Source organism: Paraburkholderia metrosideri, assembly GCF_904848625.1.
GTDB classification, from domain to species: domain Bacteria; phylum Pseudomonadota; class Gammaproteobacteria; order Burkholderiales; family Burkholderiaceae; genus Paraburkholderia; species Paraburkholderia metrosideri.
This window is the reverse complement of record NZ_CAJHCP010000002.1, coordinates 353258-374602: the sequence shown is the minus strand read 5'-3', so window position 1 is coordinate 374602 and position 21345 is coordinate 353258. Positions and strand designations below refer to the sequence as shown.

At 59.8% G+C, this 21345-nt stretch carries 21 protein-coding genes and 1 pseudogene; 5 read left to right on the top strand and 17 right to left on the bottom strand.

The genetic code is table 11. The features are described 5' to 3' along the window. Positions 1 to 59: 59 nt before the first annotated feature. A complete protein-coding gene (locus LMG28727_RS04535; protein ID WP_201641102.1) occupies positions 60 to 1646 on the top strand; it encodes a DHA2 family efflux MFS transporter permease subunit in 1587 nt (528 codons plus the stop codon). Between the two features lie 161 nt (positions 1647 to 1807). Here the strand turns inward: LMG28727_RS04535 and LMG28727_RS04530 are convergent, their stop codons facing one another. Continuing rightward, on the bottom strand, positions 1808 to 2581 hold the full coding sequence (locus LMG28727_RS04530; protein WP_201641101.1) for an AraC family transcriptional regulator: 774 nt from the start codon (positions 2579 to 2581) through the stop codon (positions 1808 to 1810). 148 nt (positions 2582 to 2729) lie between these two features. Here LMG28727_RS04530 and LMG28727_RS04525 point away from each other — a divergent pair, with 148 nt between their 5' ends. Next, positions 2730 to 3644 (top strand): glutaminase, encoded by a 915-nt coding sequence (locus LMG28727_RS04525; protein ID WP_201641100.1) that lies wholly within the window; start codon positions 2730 to 2732, stop codon positions 3642 to 3644. Positions 3645 to 3783: 139 nt separating this feature from the next. On the opposite strand, the gene LMG28727_RS34005 is transcribed toward LMG28727_RS04525, so the two are convergent. Then, positions 3784 to 3987 carry a winged helix-turn-helix transcriptional regulator gene (locus LMG28727_RS34005; protein ID WP_236591605.1) on the bottom strand — a complete coding sequence of 68 codons (204 nt, stop codon included), beginning with the start codon at positions 3985 to 3987 and terminating at the stop codon, positions 3784 to 3786. A 321-nt stretch (positions 3988 to 4308) separates the two neighbouring features. On the opposite strand from LMG28727_RS34005, the gene LMG28727_RS04515 reads away from it, so the two are divergent. Next, the gene (locus LMG28727_RS04515) at positions 4309 to 4542 is read left to right on the top strand and encodes a type II toxin-antitoxin system Phd/YefM family antitoxin (protein ID WP_201641099.1); all 234 of its coding nucleotides are present in this window, start codon (positions 4309 to 4311) and stop codon (positions 4540 to 4542) included. Positions 4543 to 4763: 221 nt separating this feature from the next. Here the strand turns inward: LMG28727_RS04515 and LMG28727_RS04510 are convergent, their stop codons facing one another. From LMG28727_RS04510 to LMG28727_RS04500, 3 genes are all read right to left on the bottom strand, one after another. Beyond that, complete coding sequence (locus LMG28727_RS04510) at positions 4764 to 5180, bottom strand: hypothetical protein (RefSeq protein ID WP_201641098.1); 417 nt, start codon at positions 5178 to 5180, stop codon at positions 4764 to 4766. Between the two features lie 83 nt (positions 5181 to 5263). Continuing rightward, positions 5264 to 6430, bottom strand: coding sequence for a DUF6402 family protein (locus tag LMG28727_RS04505; RefSeq protein ID WP_201641097.1), 1167 nt, complete (start codon positions 6428 to 6430; stop codon positions 5264 to 5266). 214 nt (positions 6431 to 6644) lie between these two features. Beyond that, on the bottom strand, positions 6645 to 7520 hold the full coding sequence (locus LMG28727_RS04500) for an NmrA family NAD(P)-binding protein (protein WP_201641096.1): 876 nt from the start codon (positions 7518 to 7520) through the stop codon (positions 6645 to 6647). A 317-nt stretch (positions 7521 to 7837) separates the two neighbouring features. Between LMG28727_RS04500 and LMG28727_RS04495 the strand changes: the two genes are divergently transcribed. Continuing rightward, positions 7838 to 9397: a class I SAM-dependent methyltransferase gene (locus LMG28727_RS04495; RefSeq protein WP_236591604.1), complete on the top strand. Its 1560-nt coding sequence runs from the start codon at positions 7838 to 7840 to the stop codon at positions 9395 to 9397. A 169-nt stretch (positions 9398 to 9566) separates the two neighbouring features. On the opposite strand, the gene LMG28727_RS04490 is transcribed toward LMG28727_RS04495, so the two are convergent. The 10 genes and pseudogenes from LMG28727_RS04490 to LMG28727_RS04450 form a co-directional block, all read right to left on the bottom strand. Next, positions 9567 to 10433 carry a MipA/OmpV family protein gene (locus LMG28727_RS04490; protein WP_201641094.1) on the bottom strand — a complete coding sequence of 289 codons (867 nt, stop codon included), beginning with the start codon at positions 10431 to 10433 and terminating at the stop codon, positions 9567 to 9569. A gap of 277 nt (positions 10434 to 10710) precedes the next feature. After that, positions 10711 to 10864: pseudogene (locus LMG28727_RS34000) on the bottom strand (integrase); the annotation flags it as partial. Positions 10865 to 11497: 633 nt separating this feature from the next. After that, complete coding sequence (locus tag LMG28727_RS04485; protein WP_236591603.1) at positions 11498 to 11818, bottom strand: RidA family protein; 321 nt, start codon at positions 11816 to 11818, stop codon at positions 11498 to 11500. A 38-nt stretch (positions 11819 to 11856) separates the two neighbouring features. Then, positions 11857 to 13290 carry an FAD/NAD(P)-dependent oxidoreductase gene (locus LMG28727_RS04480; RefSeq protein ID WP_201641092.1) on the bottom strand — a complete coding sequence of 478 codons (1434 nt, stop codon included), beginning with the start codon at positions 13288 to 13290 and terminating at the stop codon, positions 11857 to 11859. After that, positions 13287 to 13595 carry a (2Fe-2S)-binding protein gene (locus LMG28727_RS04475; RefSeq protein WP_201641091.1) on the bottom strand — a complete coding sequence of 103 codons (309 nt, stop codon included), beginning with the start codon at positions 13593 to 13595 and terminating at the stop codon, positions 13287 to 13289. The genes LMG28727_RS04480 and LMG28727_RS04475 overlap by 4 nt, the downstream gene beginning before the upstream one ends. Next, positions 13573 to 14676, bottom strand: coding sequence for an NAD(P)/FAD-dependent oxidoreductase (locus tag LMG28727_RS04470; protein ID WP_201641364.1), 1104 nt, complete (start codon positions 14674 to 14676; stop codon positions 13573 to 13575). Before LMG28727_RS04470 ends, LMG28727_RS04475 begins: the two co-directional genes overlap by 23 nt. After that, complete coding sequence (locus tag LMG28727_RS04465; RefSeq protein WP_201641090.1) at positions 14673 to 15467, bottom strand: ABC transporter permease; 795 nt, start codon at positions 15465 to 15467, stop codon at positions 14673 to 14675. The genes LMG28727_RS04470 and LMG28727_RS04465 overlap by 4 nt, the downstream gene beginning before the upstream one ends. Continuing rightward, positions 15464 to 16381: an ABC transporter permease gene (locus LMG28727_RS04460; RefSeq protein WP_236591602.1), complete on the bottom strand. Its 918-nt coding sequence runs from the start codon at positions 16379 to 16381 to the stop codon at positions 15464 to 15466. The genes LMG28727_RS04465 and LMG28727_RS04460 overlap by 4 nt, the downstream gene beginning before the upstream one ends. Further along, on the bottom strand, positions 16378 to 17442 hold the full coding sequence (locus LMG28727_RS04455) for an ABC transporter ATP-binding protein (RefSeq protein ID WP_201641089.1): 1065 nt from the start codon (positions 17440 to 17442) through the stop codon (positions 16378 to 16380). The genes LMG28727_RS04460 and LMG28727_RS04455 overlap by 4 nt, the downstream gene beginning before the upstream one ends. An 88-nt stretch (positions 17443 to 17530) precedes the next feature. Next, positions 17531 to 18559, bottom strand: coding sequence for an ABC transporter substrate-binding protein (locus LMG28727_RS04450; RefSeq protein WP_201641088.1), 1029 nt, complete (start codon positions 18557 to 18559; stop codon positions 17531 to 17533). Between the two features lie 70 nt (positions 18560 to 18629). Between LMG28727_RS04450 and LMG28727_RS04445 the strand changes: the two genes are divergently transcribed. After that, the gene (locus tag LMG28727_RS04445; protein WP_236591601.1) at positions 18630 to 19598 is read left to right on the top strand and encodes a LysR substrate-binding domain-containing protein; all 969 of its coding nucleotides are present in this window, start codon (positions 18630 to 18632) and stop codon (positions 19596 to 19598) included. A gap of 217 nt (positions 19599 to 19815) precedes the next feature. Here the strand turns inward: LMG28727_RS04445 and LMG28727_RS34625 are convergent, their stop codons facing one another. Then, positions 19816 to 20118: a VF_A0006 family four-cysteine protein gene (locus LMG28727_RS34625; RefSeq protein ID WP_328810154.1), complete on the bottom strand. Its 303-nt coding sequence runs from the start codon at positions 20116 to 20118 to the stop codon at positions 19816 to 19818. A 333-nt stretch (positions 20119 to 20451) separates the two neighbouring features. Next, entirely contained in the window at positions 20452 to 21345 is an 894-nt protein-coding gene (locus LMG28727_RS04440; RefSeq protein WP_201641087.1) for a LysR family transcriptional regulator, read from the bottom strand.

Below are 21345 nucleotides of genomic sequence, written 5' to 3'. Positions count from 1 at the left end.
CCAGCAGGCATCCAGCCGTCCGTCCACGACATTCGCCGCACGCCGAACCGGAGAACCCATTGAGCCAGCCCAACGCCGCGCCCGCTTCCGCGCCGCCGACGCCACCGTCGCCACCGCCGCCGTTAGAGGGCGGCAAACTGGTTCTGGCGACCATCGCGGTTGCGCTCGCCACGTTCATGAACGTGCTGGACACGTCGATCGCGAACGTCGCGATTCCGACCATTTCGGGCAACCTCGGCGTGTCGGTCGACGAAGGCACGTGGGTCATCACCGTGTTCGCCGCGGCCAATGCGGTATCGATTCCGCTGACCGGCTGGCTCACGCAACGCATCGGCCAGGTGAAACTGTTCGTCGGCGCGATCCTCGCGTTCGTGGTGGCATCGTGGCTGTGCGGGATTGCGCCGACGCTGCCCATCCTGCTGCTCGCGCGGATTTTCCAGGGCGCAGTGGCCGGTCCGCTGATTCCGCTGTCGCAAGCTATTCTGCTCGGCTCGTATCCCAAGGAGAAGTCGTCCACCGCGCTCGCGTTATGGGCGATGACGGCGACCGTCGGCCCGATTGCGGGCCCGGCGCTGGGTGGCTGGATCACAGACAGCTATAGCTGGTCGTGGATCTTCTACATCAACATTCCGGTCGGCATCTTCGCCGCGGGTGTCACGTGGATGATCTATCGCACTCGCGAGTCCCCCATCCGCAAGCTGCCTATCGACGTGGTCGGCCTCGCTCTGCTGATCACGTGGGTTGCATCGCTGCAGGTCATGCTCGACAAAGGTAAAGACCTCGACTGGTTCTCGTCGCCGGTGATCGTGATTCTCGGCGTCACCGCGCTGATCAGTTTTGCGTTTTTTCTGGTGTGGGAGTTGACCGAAGAAAATCCGATCGTCGATTTACGGCTCTTTCAGCAACGCAATTTTCTCGGCGGCACGATTGCGATTTCGGTTGCGTATGGCGTGTTCTTCGGCAACCTCGTGCTGTTGCCGCAATGGATGCAGGAGTATCTGAACTACCGTTCCGTCGACGCCGGTCTCGTCACCGCACCGCTCGGCGTGTTCGCGGTGCTGCTTGCGCCGGTCATGGGCCGCGTGCTGCCGCGCTCCGACGCACGCGTGATCGCCACGCTGGCGTTTGTCGGCTTCGCCATCGTGTTCTACATGCGCTCGAAATACGTGATCGAGATCGACACGTGGCATCTCGTGCTGCCCACGCTGCTGCAAGGCATTCCGATGGCGCTGTTCTTCGTGCCGCTGACCTCGATCATCCTGTCTGGCCAGCCCCCGAACAAGATTCCGGCGGCGGCGGGTCTGTCGAATTTCGCGCGGGTGTTTTGCGGCGCGGTGGGCACGTCGATCGCGGGCAACGAGTGGAATAACCGCACGGTGCTGCATCACGCGAGACTGACCGAGCAGGCATCGATCAATAACCCGCTGTTCAATCAGCAGATGGATGCAACCCAGACGCTGCTGCACCTGAATCCGCTGTCGGCACATGCGCTGTTCGATTTCACCGTGAATACGCAGGCCGCGATGATGGGGCTGAACGACATTTTCTTCGTGTCGGCGATCATCTTCATTCTGATCATTCCACTGATCTGGATTACGCGGCCGTCCAAGGGCGGCGGCGGACCGGATGCGGCGGGCGCGCATTGACGGCGTGATGGCGGGTTGAGCTTATGCTCGTGCGCGGCGACGGTTTCCGGCGCGCGGGAGGTCGCGCAGGAAGTTGCGCAGACGGTCACGCAGGACAGCGCGCAGGCTAGCGGCCGGAGTCGAAGCGAGCGCCCACGCCCTGTTGACAGGCGCTCCGATGCTCACCCTGCGTCGACGGAAATTGCCCGGAAATAACGCGCGGGCGTGTCGCCAAACGCGTCGCGGAACACGGCGATAAACGACGACACGTCGTTGTAGCCGACTTCGACCGCGACCTGCGTGACGCTCGCGCCGGCGCCGAGATGTTCCAGCGCGACCAGCAGGCGCAGTTGCTGGCGCCACTGGCCGAAGGTCTGCCCGGTCTCCTTGACGAACAGACGCGCCGCCGTGCGGGCCGTGACCCCTGCCGCCACGGCGAGGTCCTCGAGTACCGCTGACTGCGCCGGTGTTGCGCTCAGCGAGTCGGCGATCCGCTGGATGCGCGGGTCGCGCGGCCAGTTCAATCCCAGCGGCGCGGCGGGGAGCGCCGGCAAACGGTCTAGCAGCACCTGCACGAGTCGGGCGGCGGGTTCGTCGAAGGGTGAGTCAAGCGGCAGTTCAGCGACGGCGACCAGCAGCGCCTGCACGAGCGCGTCGGGCACGAGCGCGCCGCTTTGACTGGGCAACGGCGCGGCGTCCGGGCTCGCATAGAGCGAATACGACTGGACCCGACGTGTCGCGGACAAACTATGCAGCACGTTCGCCACGATCCAGACCGCGTGCCCCGGCGGCACGACCCAGCGGCTGCTGTCGGTGCGCACCGTCAACACGCCGTCGCTGACGTAGATCAGCCGCGCGCGGCGAAGCGCGTGCCACGGCTCGTCCAGCGTCTCGTGGTGTCCGCCGACCACGAAGACCGCTTGTTCGATGCCGTCTGGATCGAAGGCTTCGTTCATGGCGTCCGTTTTGCCCTGTCGTATCGGGAAAGGCAGCAAGATTAGCACGGTTGCTCCGCGCCCACTCGCCACCCCGACAGCGTCATCGCGTATGAACCATTCACACCGGCTTGACAGTAGAATCGCCGCTTCAACGGTCCGAGCCCCAATGAACTACGCATCCATCCTCGAACAGATTCACGGCGATCTGCGGCCATACCTGGGAACCGGCAGGGTCGCCGATTACATTCCTGAACTTGCCAAGGTTCGCGCCGATAGTTTCGGCATGGCGATCGTCACCGTATCGGGGGACGTCTTCCGCACGGGCGAAGCCGACACGCGCTTTTCAATTCAGAGCATTTCCAAACTTTTTACCTGCACGATGGCGTTCCGGCTGCTCGGCGACGCGTTGTGGCAACGCGTAGGGCGCGAGCCGTCCGGCAACGCGTTCAACTCGCTCGTGCAACTCGAAGCCGAGAATGGCAAGCCGCGCAACCCGTTCATTAACGCAGGCGCGCTGGTTGTCACCGACGTGCTGTGCCGCCGTTTCGTGCAGGCCGAAACCGCGCTGGTTGAATTCATGCGGCGGCTGACCGGCGAGACCAGCATCGACTACGACTTGCACGTCGCGCAGTCAGAGTTGCAGCACGCACACCGCAATCGCGCAATGGCGCACTTCATGGCGAGCTTCGGCAATATAGACATGCCGCCTGACTTGGTGGTCGACGCGTACTGCCGGCAGTGCGCGATTTCAATGAGTTGTGTGGAATTGGCGAAAGCGGCACTGTTTTTGACCAATCATGGCGTGGTGCCTGCAACAGGTGAACGGATTCTCGACACCAGTTCGGCAAAACGGCTTTCCGCGCTGATGCTGACCTGCGGCACGTATGACGCGGCCGGCGATTTCGTCTACCGGGTCGGCTTGCCGGCGAAAAGCGGCGTGGGCGGCGGGATTGTCGCGGTGCTGCCTGGCGAGATGGCGGTATGCGTGTGGTCGCCGGGGCTGGATAGCAATGGGAATTCGTTGGCTGGCGTGCGGGCATTGGAACAGTTGACCACGCTTACCGGGCAGTCGATCTTTTAATGCCACGCTGAGCGCCCTTTACCGACTCTCGCAGATTCGATTTTCCGCGCCGAAAAAAAGCGGACACGTATTATTTGGATTCCGTATTAACGACATCCGCACTGCCAATACACGCTCCTCTGCCCCGACGTTCCGGGTCTCAGTTTGACCGCAGATCAAAAGCCGTCTGCGCTTTTTCAATACCGTCTCCATGCGTGACTGCCCACATTACCAGACTCGCAAACGGGTCCTGTAACGATCGACCCAGCGGAGTGATCGAATATTCAACGGCCACCGGCGAAGACGCGATCACCCGGCGATTGACCAAGCCGTTTCGCTCCAGTCGCCGCAGGGCTTCGGTCAACGCCTTTCAGAGTCCTTTACGCCCATTTAGCATCAGGTTATCCACCATTGCGTCCCTGTAACGCCCCGTAACGGCAGGCTCATGAGACCAGGTAAACTCCGCATGGTGCCCTTCCCAGTCGTAAATTAACATTCGTTAACGTTAAGGCTAACGTTAAAAAATCGCTTTTTACCTCAACTCAAAACAAGAGCAAACACTGGCCTGATCAGCGCATGGCGGCGAATCGCCCGCTCGCAACGATGAAAGCACCGTTCGACCGCGAAGCGTACAACGTGCACCCGATCGATCAAGCCCGTATGAATTGCCTCGATAAAGACCGCAATGCAAAAGAGAGTATCGAAGGCCATTTTCAAGTCCAAAGCGTGTGAACTATTCCGGCAAGTTGAGATGCGTGGAGAGACCATCGTCGTCACAGACCGCGGCCAACCCACCATCGAGATCAGGCCTTACCGCGACAAGAAGGAGGATCCGCTTGAGGTGTTGCGCGCTTCGATCGTGCATTTCGACATGAAACGCTCGCCTCTACCGATGGCGTCGGAGCAGGACGACCGGTGATCGCACCCACGCCGGGGGCGCTGGGCGGGCAGGCAGACGACGTGAGCGAACCTATATGCGATGCAATAGGCGGGGAAGCGGATGACGGTGAGATCTGATCTCGGCAATCGATGCGCGTGACAATTGTGTGGCGCTGCGCGACACTCCGGCGCAACCAGGTTTTCTATCGGAAATAGATTGAACAGAGTGGCCGGACCGGTCGTGAACCTTGCGCTGTTGCCCTATGGAAATTTTGCGAGGATGCGATCCAGAAGCGTAGGCGGCAGGTCGATATAACCCTTTCCGTCAAATGCGGAGGTATCGTAAATAACCTTGTCTGTGGTCCACACTAGCCCGACTTCGTCAAGTTCAGAATAGATTCGTTCAGCAATCAACGTCATATCACTTCTTCGGTAGACCCTTAGCAAAACTTCCTCTCTGCCCAAGTACGCATACCTTGCGATATATAGGCCACCGTCGTTGGTCGATATACTCTGACCTGACATATGCGCGTTGCTGCGCACTCTTGCATCGGCTTGATACTTGAGTACAAACGCGACCAGAAGAAAAAGCGTGCTCCCGATGAGGATTTTTTTTCCGGCCCTTTTCAATCTCGCTTTCCGCTCAGTTCTAGCAGAGAAAACGTAGAGTGCAGTCATTAGCAGACATAGCAATATGACGACCATGGCGCACACAAACACCACGCCAATCCAGACTGACTGTGTATATAACGCGAGCCCATTCACTTGTAATACACCGTGATCGGGTTTTTAAGGCGCATATGGACGCAATCGCTATAGATGATGAAGTCGCCCCCCTGTCTGTGCTCCATTTGCCAGTCCCTGAACGTGCTGTTCTTCACGGGGTAGTACACGGACTTTGGTTCGGTCGCGACCGCATAATCTAAAAACTCAATATTTCCCAGTTGGGCCGCGAGAAAGGCGGGAACTACAATCACGCCCTTACGGTTCCAATGCCCGAGATACTGCGAAGCTTCGTGTGGCTTCGTGCCGAACGTGTAGTTGTCTTTCACATAAACCGCGATATGTGTCACCGTCATAGTGTGGCGATCAATCCGCGCGCCTGCAATTGCAGCATAGAAACTGAACGAACCAAGGGCGGCCGTCAGGTCGTCAGGCGTCCCTCGTTTCTGATCGGCAATGAACATCGCGAATTTCTGTTCAAGCGTGCCATTGACGCGGCTTAGTTGAAATTGGAAACGCTTGTGTAGCGAAGGCAGATCTGGGCACTCTCGCCAGGCATTCAGATCGACAATCCCTAGCCCTCCGTATGGCGCAAGCTTTTGTGCAATCTTGTCCCTTGAAGATTCGCTATAGATAGCGATACTTATCAAAAATTCGTATTGTTGCTTAGCCCGCGCGAACTCGAGAATCCAAGCCATTTTTACGGTCCTGGTATCTATCATGCTGGGCGGATAGGGTTTTCCGTCCTGGTTTGTCATCGCAACTTCTGCGGCATCGTCAGGAGAATAGTTCAACTCACCGGCAAACCATTTTTCCATCAACCTGGCCCCGACTGGCATGTGCGTTGCACGCATTGCGTCGGGAATTTCCTGAATGTCGAACGGTGGTACGGTATCCCGCTTTTTCCCCTGCGTTGCGGGCCTGGGCGGTTTAGGTGGGTCAGGCGTATCGAGCCATTTCTTAAAGCGAGACACGGCCTGTTTTGCCGCGACCAGATGGTCGAGGAAATCTTTCTCTGGAGCCGGTGCTTTGGGTGGCAACGGTGGAGTCTTTGGTTGATCGCGTAGCCTCGGCGGGGCTTTGTCTAGCGACAACGCTGTGTCGCGCACGATGTGACAACCGTCTTCGCCATCGTATAGCGTCCATGTCCAGAATATCTGGTTGATCTTGTAGTAGGGAATACTGCCGTAACTCAGTGAAGACATCTTTAGGATGGCGATATTTAGGATCGGGAAAAGCGTATTGATCGACGCTATCACCGTCCCAAAGAATGTTCCACATCATTTGTTGAAAATTGACAATTTGGAATTAACTAATGCTTTCCGCTTATTCGCGAAAAGGAATTCCGCCCTCACCCGCTTTCAAGACCTAACACATTCAAGCCAGTTGCGGCGCCGATGCCAATGCCAATTCCAACGCCTACCCCGCACGCCCGACCAGTCCCGCCAGCACCGTCTGATACGCGGTCTCACCGACCACCCGCTCATTTACGCCGTCTTCGAAATCGATCCAGCCAGAGTTGAACGCGTCGATCATTTCGATCCGCGGCGCAGGCCATGCCGTACCCTGCGCCTGAAACAGCCCTTCCCACTGCTCGCGCGGCACCGCCTGAGCACGCACAGCGCGCCCGAGCACACCACCCAGCAGCGCAGCAATCTCGTGCTGCGTATAACGTTGCGGCCCCTCGATCTCGATCACTCGGCGTCCCTGCCACGTTTGCCCCAGCGTTCCTGCAATCACCCGGCCGATATCCTCGGTGGCAACCATTGGATACTTCCGGTCTAACGGATGCAGAAAACCCGGCATCACACCTGTTTCGCGAGACGGTGCGATATCCCACAGCGAGTTCTCCATAAACCATGCGGGACGCAGTATCGCGGTCGGAATCGCAACCGGCAGATCCGCCAGCGCCTCTTCGAGAATATGCACCTGGGTGATGAGCCCGAGTCCAGACTCGCGCTGCCCGCCAATCGACGATAACGCCACAATCCGCTCCGGACGCGCCTTCGTCAACGCCTCCTTCAAGACCGCAGCCGCCGCGTGTGCATTCGGATAACCCGGCTGTGGCGCGAAATTCGGTGCAATCATCACGAAAACGCCCGCCGTTCCGCGAAACGCGGCGCTGAGCGCATCGGCGTCTTCAAATGACGCGATCGCCACCTCCGCGCCACGCTCCACCCACTGCGCTGCCTTGCTCTCGTCTCGTAACACCGCGCGTACCGCGTGCCCCGCTTCGAGTAACGCACGAGCCGCCGCGCCGCCAACCTGCCCTGTCACACCAGTAATTGCAAACATCTCATCGCTCCTTTGGGTCACGGCCAATGCCGCGATGAGGCTTATTCTCAGCGCCGCCGATCAACTTCGCGAGAGCATGAATGTCATTTATTTAATGACTATATGACATACGAAAGTACTTCCCGGTTTGTTAGTCGTATGGAAGGACATCACAGTCTGCGCGCTGAAAGTCGCATCAATTTCGAGGCTCGACCTCGCGTCAGCGATACTTTGCATTTCATGCGAGCTCCCGTTATCGTGTCGGCATTGCAGGACCGCCAGCTTCGCAATCTGCAGAGCCAATGCGGGCACCCGCGCAACGAACGAGAGCTAACAAGGTGACTGAGTCGGACACGGGTTACGTTGATGAGATTGCATACACATTCGGCTATTGCGACGAGTTGAATCCGCTACGGCTGGGACTCCCCTTATTGCAGGCTGGACTTGCTTTGCCAACGGTCCATACCGCTTGCGAACTGGGCTTTGGTCACGGCGTCAGCGTAAATATTCACGCTGCCGGGTCGCCTTCTCGATGGTATGGCACCGACTTTCAAGAGGCTCACGCGAGCTTCGCCCAACAACTGGCGAACAGTGCCGAATCGGAGGCGCAATTGTTCGGCGAGCCTTTTTCGGAATTCTGCCGGCGCGACGATTTACCGGATTTCGATTTCATCGGTGCGCACGGCATCTGGAGTTGGGTGTCGGAGGAAAATCGTGCACTGATTGTTGAATTCGTACGCCGCAAGCTCAGGCCCGGCGGCGTGCTGTATCTGAGTTACAACACTCAGCCCGGATGGACCGCGATGCTGCCCGTGCGGGAGTTGATGCATCAGCATTTTCAAATCGGTGCGGTATCCGAGTCGCGCGACGGCGCGGCCGCCGAAGGGCGCACGCAGGGGCGCATCGAGGCCGCCGTGAATTTTGCGCGGACAGTATTCGCGACCCAGCCGGGCTACGCAATAGTTAATCCGCTGCTTGCCGAGCGTGTCGACGCATTGGCCGGGGAAAACCCGAATTATCTCGCGCATGAGTATTTCAATCGTGACTGGCACCCGATGACTTTCTCGCAGGTCGCCTCGTCGCTCGCTGCGGCAGGATTGACTTATGGAGGATCGGCGGACTATCGCGATCACGTCGACGAGATCAACCTCAACCCGGCACAGCGCGCTTTGTTAGCGGACATTGCAGATACGGGCTTGCGGGAAACGGTGCGCGATTTCTGCGTGAACCGGTCATTGCGGCGCGATTACTGGATCAAGGCCCCCGCACCGCTCAATGCCGACGAGCGGGACGCGAGCCTGCGCAACCATCGCGTGATCCTGGCCGTGCCGAGAGCTTCTGTGGTGCTGAAGGTACGTGGTGCACTCGGTGACGCGCAGTTACCGGAAACGCTATACGGCCCTATTCTCGACGTCTTAGACAGTTATCGTCCGATGACCCTGTCTGATATCGAGAACAGCGTTCGTGGACGCGGCATCGTGCTGGAGCAGATCGTCAAGGCCGTGACGCTACTGGTCGGTATGGGCGTATTGCTGAATGCTCAAAATGATGCGCAAATCAGTGCCGCCCAGTCGTCGGCCACGAAGCTGAACGCGGCGATTTGCGAACAGGCGCGCCATCATGACGAAGTTCAATTTCTGGTGAGTCCGGTTTCGGGCTCGGGCATTTTGATGCCGCGTGTGGCGCAACTCTTTTTATTGGCAAGACTGCATCACATGCAACAGCCGGCGCAATGGGCTGAGTTCGCTGAGAGCGTGCTGCGTGGAACTACTCAGGCTACGAGGGCAACAACAGAGTTGCCTCCGGTTGCAGCGGCTTCTCTGGAGAATCTAATAGCGAAAGCTAACCGCTTTGCTCAGATTCATCTTCCTATCTTGCAGGCACTTGGGGTCGCTTGAAATGAGATCGGCGTAGCGTACGCCGACCTGTCCGCTTCAGACTAATTGCAATCGCGGCGCGGCGACATTCGCCGCTAGCTCAACGCGGCGGCCGTCGCCGGGACGATCGTGTCAACTGCCTCGAAGTGGAATACGTTTAAATAAACTCGCGGCAGTAGCTTCAGGTTTCCTAAAAAAGGTAGTTGAGGAAGAGACCATACGTTATCTGACTCGTCTTTTCGGTGATCGGGCTGTCGGTCGCATCCCCACGCAGCCACGCGAATGAAACACTGGCGCCGACATTCACGCGTGGCGTAATCCGGTAAGCACCGTTGACCGAAAAACGCAGCTCATTCAAGCCGGACCCGGCCGAATAGGTTGGCAGCCCGGACCGGGAACTCTGCTCCGACGTCACGCCGAAGTAGGTTTCGTTATATTTGCTGCTCGCCCACGTCAGTCCCGGTCCTGCACTAAGCGTGAGAGCGGGAATGGGCTGATACCGGCCCAGTACATCGAATGTTGCGACTGTGCCCCGGTCGTTGCCGGCAATGTCGGTCAGCACACTGGCGCGCGCGGAGATGAACTCATAGGTATAGATGCCGAACAATTCAGCGTGGGCAGTCCGTTTGACGTCGCCGAGTCCCTGGAGCCGCGAGTCATCCGATTCGCTTCGCGGCTGTATGAAGTCGTACGTGACGGCTGCGCCTATGCGCCAGTTACTGTCCCGATACAGATAGGCACCGAGTGACAGTATCGACGCGGCATCAGGATTCGACCCAATGAAGAAGCGGTCGTAACTGGCACTCACGACAGGCACCCCTTCCCATTTGGTGCCACTAGCACCGGGGAATTTAGGCATGTTCACCACGCCGCCCCCGACAGAAAACCGCCAGGGACTTGCTGTGCTGGATGGCGCCTGCGTGATTTCCGGCGCGCCGATCGAATAGAGACTTTCCGATAGGCCAAGCGTGTCGTCCGCCATCGCAGCAATGGCAAACAGCGATAACGCAGAAACTCCCAGCACCTTGATCACGCGCGAACCTGACACATCAATCATCTTGGTTCTCCATGGCAACGAGAAGGGACCTCGTCCTGAAAGTCTGGACGGGAGGTTGGTTCATTGGCAATGCAGATACTGTAATGCAACTCGACAGCCTCTAGCGACTATTGTTGTTAGAACGCCAAACGATTTAGTGTGCGGATTTCTCGCATGGAGTTGCATAGCCGATAAGGCGCGAAGCGTTTCGCATCGTGCGGCTTGTATTGACCGTGATGGACGTAATGCCAACGACTGGAACTGGCCTGCAAGCGTCCGCTTACCGACTGCGGCGCAATCAGACTTCGACTTGTTTCGCTATCTCGAGTGAGTCATCAACCTCAATCCCGAGGTGTCTCCCGGCACTTTCAATCTTTCTATTGCCTAACAACAACTGAACCGCTCGCTTGTTCTTTGCGCCGATAGATCAGTGAAGCCTTCGTGTAGCGCATGTCGCAAACTTCCATTCTCTGCTGCAATCTATAACTGGAAGCGAAAGACCTCGCCTTCTCGCCTTTTCTATCCGGAAGAGTTGATCGGATGGTAGTCACCCAACTCCACATAAACACCCATTGCTGAAAGTTGGGCTGATGATCTCCCGCAGTGTGGCATCTTCTTCATACTGAAGTAGTACAGGCGAGCGCCCCTGGTTATCCAGATCTTTCGTACAAGCCGCATAGCGTGAGCGATGTCTGTGGGAATCCACATAGTGGCCCGAATTCAGTGCCCGATCTGCGCCTATCGCCGTAGCCTAGACAATCCCGAGCAATTTACAAGCCTTTCTTCGCTCTCGCCGGCCAAGCGCCTGTCGTCGATGAGGACGCATACAGCGCGCTCGCTAGTATTTCGTGAATCCACTCGTCGTAAATCGAATCAGGAAGGCTGTCAGCAGGATTAGTGAAACCGCGCGACATAGACGGAAGCTTTACCTACCGAGACTATTGCAGGACCGGTCGCCGCGCCGCAACGAATACTGCAAGTCCAAGGACGCCTTCAACGATCCTCCGTCGTCGGTCGAATGTCGTGTTCTGGTCGACGCGGAAGATCTCGCCATGGAAAGCGATCCGGAGATCGCAGCTCGTTCGTCAAGTCGCAGCCGTCACGCTGAACTCAACGAGCAACTCCGGTAATCCGAGCGTCGCCTGAACAGTGCAACGCGCGGGCAAGTGCTGCGGATCGACCCAGTTTTGCCAGACAGCGTTCATACGATCAAAATGCGCCATATCTGTCAAATAGATCGTTACCGACAAAAGGTGTTGCTTGCTGCTGCCCGCCTGCTCAAGTAGAGCATCAATGCGCGCCAGCGCCTCGGCGGCCTGCTCCTCGATCGTGCGTGCATGGGGTTCGCCAGACGATGTTTGTCCAGCAAGGAACAGCAGGTTGCCCGCTCGCACCATTTTGCTCATCCGTGCATTACCTGGGGTTCTGACGATAGAGGACGCATTCATTTGGGTACAAACTCCGTCGGTTTCGCTGCATTGAGATCCGGGATGTGAGACTCGGCAAGATCGCCAAGGCTCACTGGTTTGATGGGTGGGCGGATACGGTAGTAGCCGACCTCCGCCACCGGTTTCGCATGTGCTTCGGCAAGCAGTTCGGCGACGGTCAGCCCGCATAGGCGTCCTTGGCACGGTCCCATTCCGCAACGGGAGAACGACTTGGTCTGGCTCGGTCCGGCACAGCCGAGACGCGCCATCGCCCGAATCTCGCCGGCGCTGACTTCCTCGCAACGGCAGACAATGGTTTCATCCGCGGGCCGGCGAAATGCGTCCGCGGGACGGTATAGCGTGTCGAGAAACGGGCGCACTGAGCGGTGCCGGTCGAGTTCGGACCGCAACGGCGCGGCTTGCCCGTCTCGCTCGTCACGGCTCAGCGAGCCAAGTCGATGAGACAGGGCCAGTGCGGTCAGCGCACCCGCCGTCTGGGCTGCGACTGCGCCATGGATACCGCCCCCGTCACCCGCAATGAAGAGGTTCGGCACGGTGGTCTCACCCCACGCGTCGGTGCGCGGATGCCAGCAAAGTTGGGCCTCGTCCCAGCGATGCTCGCAGCCGATCGAGCGAGTGAGTTGCACGTTTGGCACGACCCCCTGATGCAGCAGAACGACGCTTGCAGCGAGCCTCGACGAGTGCCCCTTCGCGATGTATTGCACTGCCTCTGCGCGGCCGTCGCCTTCCACCGAGAGTCGTGTCACATTCCGGATGTGTGGAACGCCGCTACGCCGGATCGCACTCAGCAAGCGCCCGCCCTTGAGCAGATACGCTGGTGTGCGCAACGCGCCAGGCAGATTTGCGAGCGCGCGCCAGTAGTTGCGCGACGGCGTCGTATCGAGGATGGCCGCCGGTGCCCTGCCCGCCTGAATGAGCTGCCATGCAAACAGATACATTAGCGGCCCGCTGCCGGCGAGCACGACCGGCGATTCTGGTAACAGTGCGGACGACTTGAGCAGCGTTTGCGCAGCACCAACTCCCATGACCCCAGGCAGGGTCCAGCCCGGAATCGGACACGGCCGCTCGTACGCGCCGTTGGCGATCATCACGGCTTTCGCCCGGATCTGGCCGCTCGCCGCGGTGCCGCTGCGACGTGTGAAGCTGATCTCCAGCGCGCGCGTGATCTGCCACACGAGCGTCTCGGGCCAATAGCGCAGAGGGGCTCGAACGAAACGCGTGACGAGGTCCGCGCCAGAGGTGTAGTCGTCGCCCAGCAGCGCGGCGTCGGGCAGCGGTGAGCACCCGACGTTGCGATAGATCTGTCCGCCCGGCAGCGGGTTTTCGTCGAGAACCAGCACGTCGAGTCCGGCACGCGCCGCCGCGAGCGCGCACGCCATGCCAGCTGGCCCGGCGCCGATGATCACAAGGTCCACCGTTTCGATTGTCATACGAGGGTCCTGGCGCCAGCCATGGCTCTAACTTCCATTCCGTCGCGCACGCGCACCATACAGGCCTGCTGGTTCGGCAAGCCGTCGATTTCGACCAGGCAATCGAAGCACACGCCCATCATGCAGTACGGTGCGCGCGGCGCAGCGCCCACCGGCGTATGACGGAAGACCGCGACTCCCGCATGCAGGAGTGCCGCTGCCACGTTGGCGTATTCCGGGACATCCACCCGGCGGCCATCAACGACAATCCGCACGGTGCGTGTGGGGGCGCCGTCGATCTGACTAAACAGAGAAACGTTTTGCATAGAAGTAGTCGAGAAGAGAAGGACGTTGGCCGCCAAGCAACCAGGCGACGAGCAACTCGCAATGCGCAGCAGCGAGTGTCACGCCGCTGTGGCAGGTGGCGACAAACGCACCGGGATGCGTCACGGATTCTTCATAAACAGGCATGCTGTCCGCTGTCATCACGCGCAGTGCGCCCCATGCGCGCACGACCCGCACGTTTTTCAGCAGTGGAAACTGCGAGACGGCTTTGCGGGCAATGTGCGCGACGATCTCAGGCGTCACGCCGTCGTCCATGCCCACGTCCTCGGCGGATTCACCGAGCAATACCGACCCCTCCGCGGTCTGTCTCACGGACATCGTCGGGTACTTGAGGAACGGACGCACGCGTTCCGTCACGAGGATCTGACCGCGCAGCGGCATGACAGGCGCGCTGAGCCCGACCATCGGCGCGAGTTCGCGGTTGCCGAGACCCGCGCACAGCACGACGCGGCCAGCTTCGAGCGTGCGCTTGCCAGTGTCGATACGAAAGCCGCCGTTCGTGCGTTCAATTGACTGCACGGGAGCCTCCGGCACGTAGTCGCCGCCTGCTCGCTCAAAGGCGAGGAACAGCGCTCGCAGCGTGTAGAGCGGGCTCACATGACCGTCGTTTTCCGAGTAGACCGCACCGGCCACGTTCTGGCCGACCTCGGGGATGCGTTCAGCCAGTTGCCGGCGGTCGAGGATGTCGTACGTGAGGCGCGCATCCTGGGCGTGCAAGTGGCGCAGCGCATCCACGCTGCCCGCAAGCGCGTCATCGGTCTGCGCGATGCTGATGCCACCCGGGCGCGAGTAGCCGATATTGAGCGACGACGCTTCTTCAAGCTCAGCCGCGAATGCCGGCCACAGCAGTGCTGATTCGAGCGACCAGCGACCGTAATCCACCTGCTTCCTGCCTTTCCCCGAGACCCAGATCAGGCCGAAGTTTCCGCGTGCGGCCCGCACGCTGGAATCCTCTCCATCGAGCACGATCGTCTTCTGGCCGCGCTTGGCGAGCCCGTACGCGATCGCCATCCCAACCAGACCGCCGCCTACGATCGCAAAGTCGTATTCCTGCTTCATCAGTGCTTCCCCATCAGAACCTTGTCGAGCCCTACGAGCCTGTCGAGTATGAACATCAGGCCAAGCGTGACTACCATGATCACCGTTGCGACTGCCGCGACCATTGGATCGACGGTCTCCGTCATGCTCATGTAAATTCGCACCGGCAGCGTGATCGTGGTCGGCGCCGCGATGAAAATCGTTGCAGTCAGTTCGTCGAAGCTGCTTGCGAAACCCAGCACCCAGCCCGCGGCGATACCCGGCACTAACGCCGGCAAAGTGATGCGCCGAAAGGTGGTCCATGCGTTTGCACCAAGCGAGACGGCGGCATGCTCGGCATCGCGCGTCGTCGCGACTAGCGAAGCCATGATGAGCCGCAGGCAATACGGGAACACCAGCATCACGTGCGCCATCACGAGCGAGACGAACGACCCGGACACGCCAACCCGTGTGAACAGTTGCAGCAGCGCGACGCCCAGCACAACGGGCGGAATCATCAGCGGCGAGAGCAGCAGCGAATTAATCGTGTCGCGACCGGCAAAGCGGTAGCGTATGAGACCCAGCGCAGCCGGTACCGCCAGGATCGCCGCGAGCGTCGCGGAGAGCGTCGCGAGCCACAGGCTGTTAGCAAATGCCTGAGTGAAATCCGGATCGTCGACGATTGCGCTGAACCAGCGCAGCGAAAAATGAGCGGTCGGCACGCTGAGCACATTGCCCGGCGTGAAGGCGACGAGACAGACGATCGCAAGCGGCGCGATCAAAAACACGCTGAACACGGCGTGGAAGCCGAGCGCAGCAGGACCGTTTCGATTCATGATGCAGCCTCCCCAAAACGGCGCTTGAGACGTCGCTCGACAAAGCGGCTATAGAGCGCAATGGCGCCGATATTCAGTACGAGCAGGCACACCGCAATCGCGGCGCCCATCGGCCAGTTCATGCTGTGCAGGAACTCGTCGTAGGCCGCCGTGGCGACCACCTTGATGCGCCTGCCGCCGATCAGCGCAGGTGTCGCGAATGCACTCGCGCTCAAGGCGAACACGATGAGGCTGCCGGACAGAATGCCCGGTGTGGCCTGCGGCAGCACGATGCGGCGCCACACCGTGAGCGGGCCGGCTCCAAGTGAGATGGCCGCGTCGGCGATCTGGGGATCGACGCTTTGCAACGAGGTCCAGACCGACAACACCATCAGCGGCACGAGTGCATGCACCAGCACGACGACCACGGCCCAGAACGAGAACAGCATCTGCGGCGCTGCGTCAACCAGATGCAGTCGTATCAGCAATTGCGCGACGACACCCTGACCGTCCAGCAGGATCGACCAGCCGAGCGTGCGCACGACGGCCGAGATGAACAATGGCCCGAGCGTAAGAATCAGGAAGAACGCGCGCCAGCGTGCCGACATGCGGAAGATGATGTAGGCCTCAGGTACACCCAGTACGACCGTGCCAACGGTCACGCTGATCGCGAGTCCGAACGTGCGCAGAAAGATCTCGTGATAGTACGGATCGGCGACGATCTGCGCGTAGTTATGCCAGGAGTAGACGTCGAGCAGGCCGCCCGAAGCCGCGTCGAAGCCTTGCAGGCTCAGCACGCCGACGAGCACCATCGGAATGATGAGCAGCACGGCGAACAGCAGCGTGACGGGCGCGACGAGGAGCGGACCGTTCGGCCGCTTGCGGCGAGGGGCGTCCGGTGGCAGCCGCCGGATCATCGGACGGGCGGCGCTCATGGTTGGGCACTCGTAGTGTGCAGCGCGAGCGGACGCAAGGCGCCACCGGGCCAGTCGAGGCCGACCGCGTCGCCGACCTTCGCCACATGGCCGCCACCGTTCGCAAGCTGCACTTGCAGTTCGCCGATATCGGTACTCACGTTGACCGACCAGCAGTTGCCGTGAAACGCGCACGCCCTGACGCGCCCGTCCACGCATCCTGCGCCGCTCGCGACCAGCTCGATGCGCTCGGGACGCAGCGAAAATGCGTATTCGCCGCATGGGTGCGGCTCGTCAAGCTGCAGACTCGCGGGCCCCACTCTGAGCACCCGCTGCACGCCGTCGTGCATCACCTGTCCATGCAACACATTGGCACGACCGATAAAATCTGCCGCAAAGAGACTGCCGGGGTCGTCATAGACGCCGGTCGGGGTATCGAAACGGACCACTGCGCCCTGATTCAGCAGTGCCACGCGGTCGCTGATTGCCAATGCTTCAGCCTGATCATGCGTGACCATGATGGTCGTGGTGCCGACCTTCTGCTGGATGGCGCGCAACTCGGCCTGCATATCGTGACGCAGTTTCGCATCCAGGTTGGACAGTGGCTCGTCCAGCAGCAGCAAGGGCGGCTCGATGACGAGAGCACGCGCGAGTGCGACTCGCTGACGCTGCCCTCCCGAGAGTTCGCGCGGATACTTCGCCGCGTGGCGGCCGAGTTGAACCAGCTCGAGCGCGGCGAGGCAACGGCGCTTGCGCGCAGCCCGGTCGACGCGCCGCATCTGCAGGCCGAACTCGACGTTCTCGGCAACCGTCATGTGTGCAAACAGCGCATAACTCTGGAACACAATGCCAAGGCCGCGCTCTGCAGGCGGCGTGCCGACCAGCGACCGGCCTTCCAGGCTGATATCGCCCGAGGTTGGTTCGACGAAGCCCGCAATCATCTGCAGCGTCGTCGTTTTGCCGCAGCCCGACGGTCCCAGCAGGGAGACGAATTCCCCGCGCGCGACGTCGATACTGAGGCTGTCAACCACGACAGTCTCGCCGTATTGCTTGTTCAGGCGTTCGATCCGTAAATAAGTCATGAGTTTGGTAGACCTTGCGATTCCTCTGGCGACAACAGAAAGGCACCCGGCAGCGTCGCCCACCGCGCGCGGGTGCCGGTGCAGCCAGTCAGCGTTCTACGTCACGATTCCATTGCTGGGTCCACGTCGCGCGCTTGTCGTTGATCGCGTCCCAGTCCACCTTGCGCATGTTCGCAACGGCACTCGGACCCGGGACGCGCGCGGCAACCGCGGGCGGCAACTGGGTTTGTTTGTTGACCGGCGCGACGCCTTCTTCGTCTGCGTACAGCGCCTGGACTTCCGGCGACAACGAGAACTGCACGAACTTCTGGGCGAGATCGTTCGGTGCGTCATGTTTGACTGGGCACATGCTCAGCCCCAGCACGACCGCCCCTTCCTTTGGCGCGACGAACTTGACGGGCACGCCCTGGTTGCGCAGCGCCTGCGAGCGGCCATCGCCCCATGCGGCAAGCGCGATGCTGTCGCTCTGGAACAGTTCGGAGATCTTCCCCGGCGACGGATCGAACGACAGCACGTTCGGTGCGATCGATGCTTTCACCGTGTCGAAACCAGGCTGGATGTTTTGCTCGCTGCCGCCGTTCAGATGGGCCAGCACGATCAGCGTCTGCAAGCCGTAGCCGTTGCTGATAGTGGGAAACTCGACCTTACCTTTGTAGCGCGGGTCGGCCAGGTCGTGCCACGAAGTCGGCGGCGCCCAGCCCTTCGCTGCAAACAGGCGCTCGTTGTAGACGAGGCCGGTGGCGTCCAGGCCGATCGTCACCGCCTTGTTGCTCTTGAAGCGGGCTACGTCGTACAGGTTCTTGTAGACCGGCGCGTCGGTGAGGGTGTCGCAAAAACCGAGTTGGATCGCCTGATACATCGGACCGTCGTCGAGGAACACGACATCGAGGTTCTGCTTGCCTTTTTGCGCCTGAAGGCGCGCCATCGTCGTCGTGGAATCGCCTGGGACAACGACAACCTTGACGTTGTTGGCCTTCTCGAAGGGCGGAATGATCTTTTCCCGCAGGAGTTGTTCGAAGGATCCGCCGAAGGCACCCACATAGAGCGTCGTTTCAGCGTGGGCCTGCGCGGCAGCAAAAACGCCGGCGAGCATGATCGGGACGATACGCTTGCGCATTGAAGTCTCCATCGATATCGGAATGTTATGCTTCTACTTATCCGGTTAATTCCGGCACACATGCAGTTTTGTGCGTCAAATAGTTACCGTCAAATCAGAAATTTTCGATTATCGATGCCTAAATGTTATGGAGCATGGAATGAAGAGCCGGCAGCTTGAGGCGTTCCGGGCGGTGATCCTGCGGCAGTCCATTACGCGGGCAGCCGAAATGCTGCACGTCACCCAGCCAGCCGTGACACGCCTGATCCTCGATCTGGAGACTGAAATCGGCTTCAGCCTGTTCACGCGTGAGAAAGGCCGGCTCTTTCCGACTTCGGACGCGTTACTGCTCTATCAGGAAGTGGAGCGCTCATTTGTCGGCGTGGAGCGCATCGCCCATGCGGCGCAGCAGATTCGCTCGCTCACGAGGGGATCGCTGAATATCGCGGCGGCACCCGCATTGGCGTTAAATCTGCTGCCGGAGTGGATTACCGATTTCACACAGGTACACGAAGGTGTGACCGTGTCGCTACTCATTCATGGCACGAAACTGGTCGGCGAGCTGGTGGCGAGCGAGCAATGCGACATCGGATTCGTGACGTACACGACGTGGCAGCCTGGCGTGCAACTCGAGACACTGTTCCGTGCCGATATGAAGTGCATCTTGCCGAAGGGACACAGACTTTCGCGCAAGCGGGTGATTACTCCTGAGGACCTGGCCGGCGAGAAGTTTATTTCGTTTCCGCGGGAGTACGATACGCGCCGCATCGTCGACGACATCTTCGCCGCGCGGCAAATTGAACGTGTGATGAGCGCGGAGTGTCAGTTATCAGCCGCAATCGCAACCTTTGTGGCACGTGGCGCCGGTGTGTCGGTCATTGATCCGGTGTCCACCGACTATTTGACGGAAGGGGTTTCTGTCCATGATTTTATGCCGGCGATTCCGTTTGAATACGGCATCGTCACATCCGACAGGCAGCCTCCGGCGCGACTCACGTGCGCCTTCATCGAGTTCGTGCGAGAGAAGGTAAAGGAGCGAACAGGTCGCCCCCCTGCCTGATTCGCAGCGAACGCTTTCCGCAAACTGATCGATGTCGGCGCAAATTGGTAATTCGCCCGTTGCCATCTGAAGGAGGCAATTCCAAGTCCGATAAGACCAAAGAACGTAATCACCGAACCCGGAAGCTCACTTCGCTCGATGCCGAATGAATCGATTCGTCTCGCGAATTTCCACGCCCAACCCGCACGGGACAGCGGTCAAATTCATCCGCGCACAGTCACATCTGATTCTGACGTCGACAAGCGTGCAGAATCTCATTCACCGCAAATGCGTCTCTCACGCCCTGCACGTTCTGCAGCACACACACGTGATACGACTTTTCGCGAGGTAAGAGCAACTCGCCGTTTCTGTAAAGCGCGTCGCATGCATCTCTGATTGAGGTTGCGGCCTGCCGGCTTTCACTATTTCTCAGTGAGATCAATATGCACTGATCGTAGTCTGAATTGTTAGGCCCGAATGCCACTGCCGAGAGCGGAGAGGCGAGCATAATTGAGAGAAACAGATAGGTAATATTGCGCATGAATCCGGGCGAGACTAAAAGATAATTAACGGCTTTGATTGTCGACGATTTTGGCTACGATGTCGAACGCCGCTAATTGGCCGAACCCGGAAAGTCGCATGGGTCGATGCCGAATGAATCGAGCAGCCTTATGAACTTCCGCACGCGACCCACTTCGGCCCGCCGATCAAGGGGGTTTCAACTGCAGCGTCCAAAGCACCACGGTCGTTAGTCGATGCGCGTACGCAGGCCGTGTTCTGCCACACATCCAGTCACGCCTGCACGATGACCGACGATCTGCAAATGATCGCTTTCGAGCGAACCGGACAGGCGCGATCGGCCGCAGGCGAACCGTCAGATAACACCTTCCCCTTTTCCGGCGACAAGGCGCGCGGCCAGAAAGTCAATCAGTGTGCGTACGCGACGCGGCACTGAGCGGCCCCCCGCCCATACCAGATGAACGGGTACGGGTTCGGGCTCGAACGAGTCGAGCACTGTCACCACCTGCCCCACGTCGAGAAGTTTCTGCACCTGAAAGATCGGTGCGCGACCTATGCCTGCTCCGGCCGCGGCCGCGGCATTGCAGGCTAGCGCGCTCGTCGACCGGAAGCGCCCTGCGACCTCGACTGCGCCACCTGTGTGGTTGAATGTCCATGTCTCGCGCAGGGCGTGCTGGCGCAGGATACAGTCGTGCAGGGCAAGCTCGGACGGATGAATCGGGTAGCCGTGCGAGGCGAAATACTCCGGCGTGCCAAAGACAACGCGCCGCAAAGTGCCTACTTGCTTCGCGCGCAGGCTCGAGTCCGGCAGACGACCGAGGCGGACCGCAAGATCGATGTTGGCTTTGGTGAGCTCAAGATGCTGCTCGGCGAGCACGAGTTCTACCCTGACGTTTTCGTGAATCGTCAAGAACTGCGCAACAAGCGGCGAAACAAATTCAGCGCCGAATGCTGTCGGCGCGCCGACGCGAATACTGCCGCGCAGCTGGGTTGCGTGGTCGACGAGTTCATCACGTGCCGCGTCGATTTCTCCCAGTGCGGGTCGAATCCGTGCGGCGAACTTCAGGCATGCCGCAGTAGGCTGCACACGGCGCGTCGTTCGGTGGAACAAGGTCGTGTTCAAATCACGCTCGAGCGCCGCAATGGCGCGGCTCACCGACTGCAACGTTCGGCCCAGCGATCGCGCAGCGGCTGTCAAGCTTCCTTCGTCAAGAATAGCCAACAGTACTTCATATTCGTCCCTGTTCAT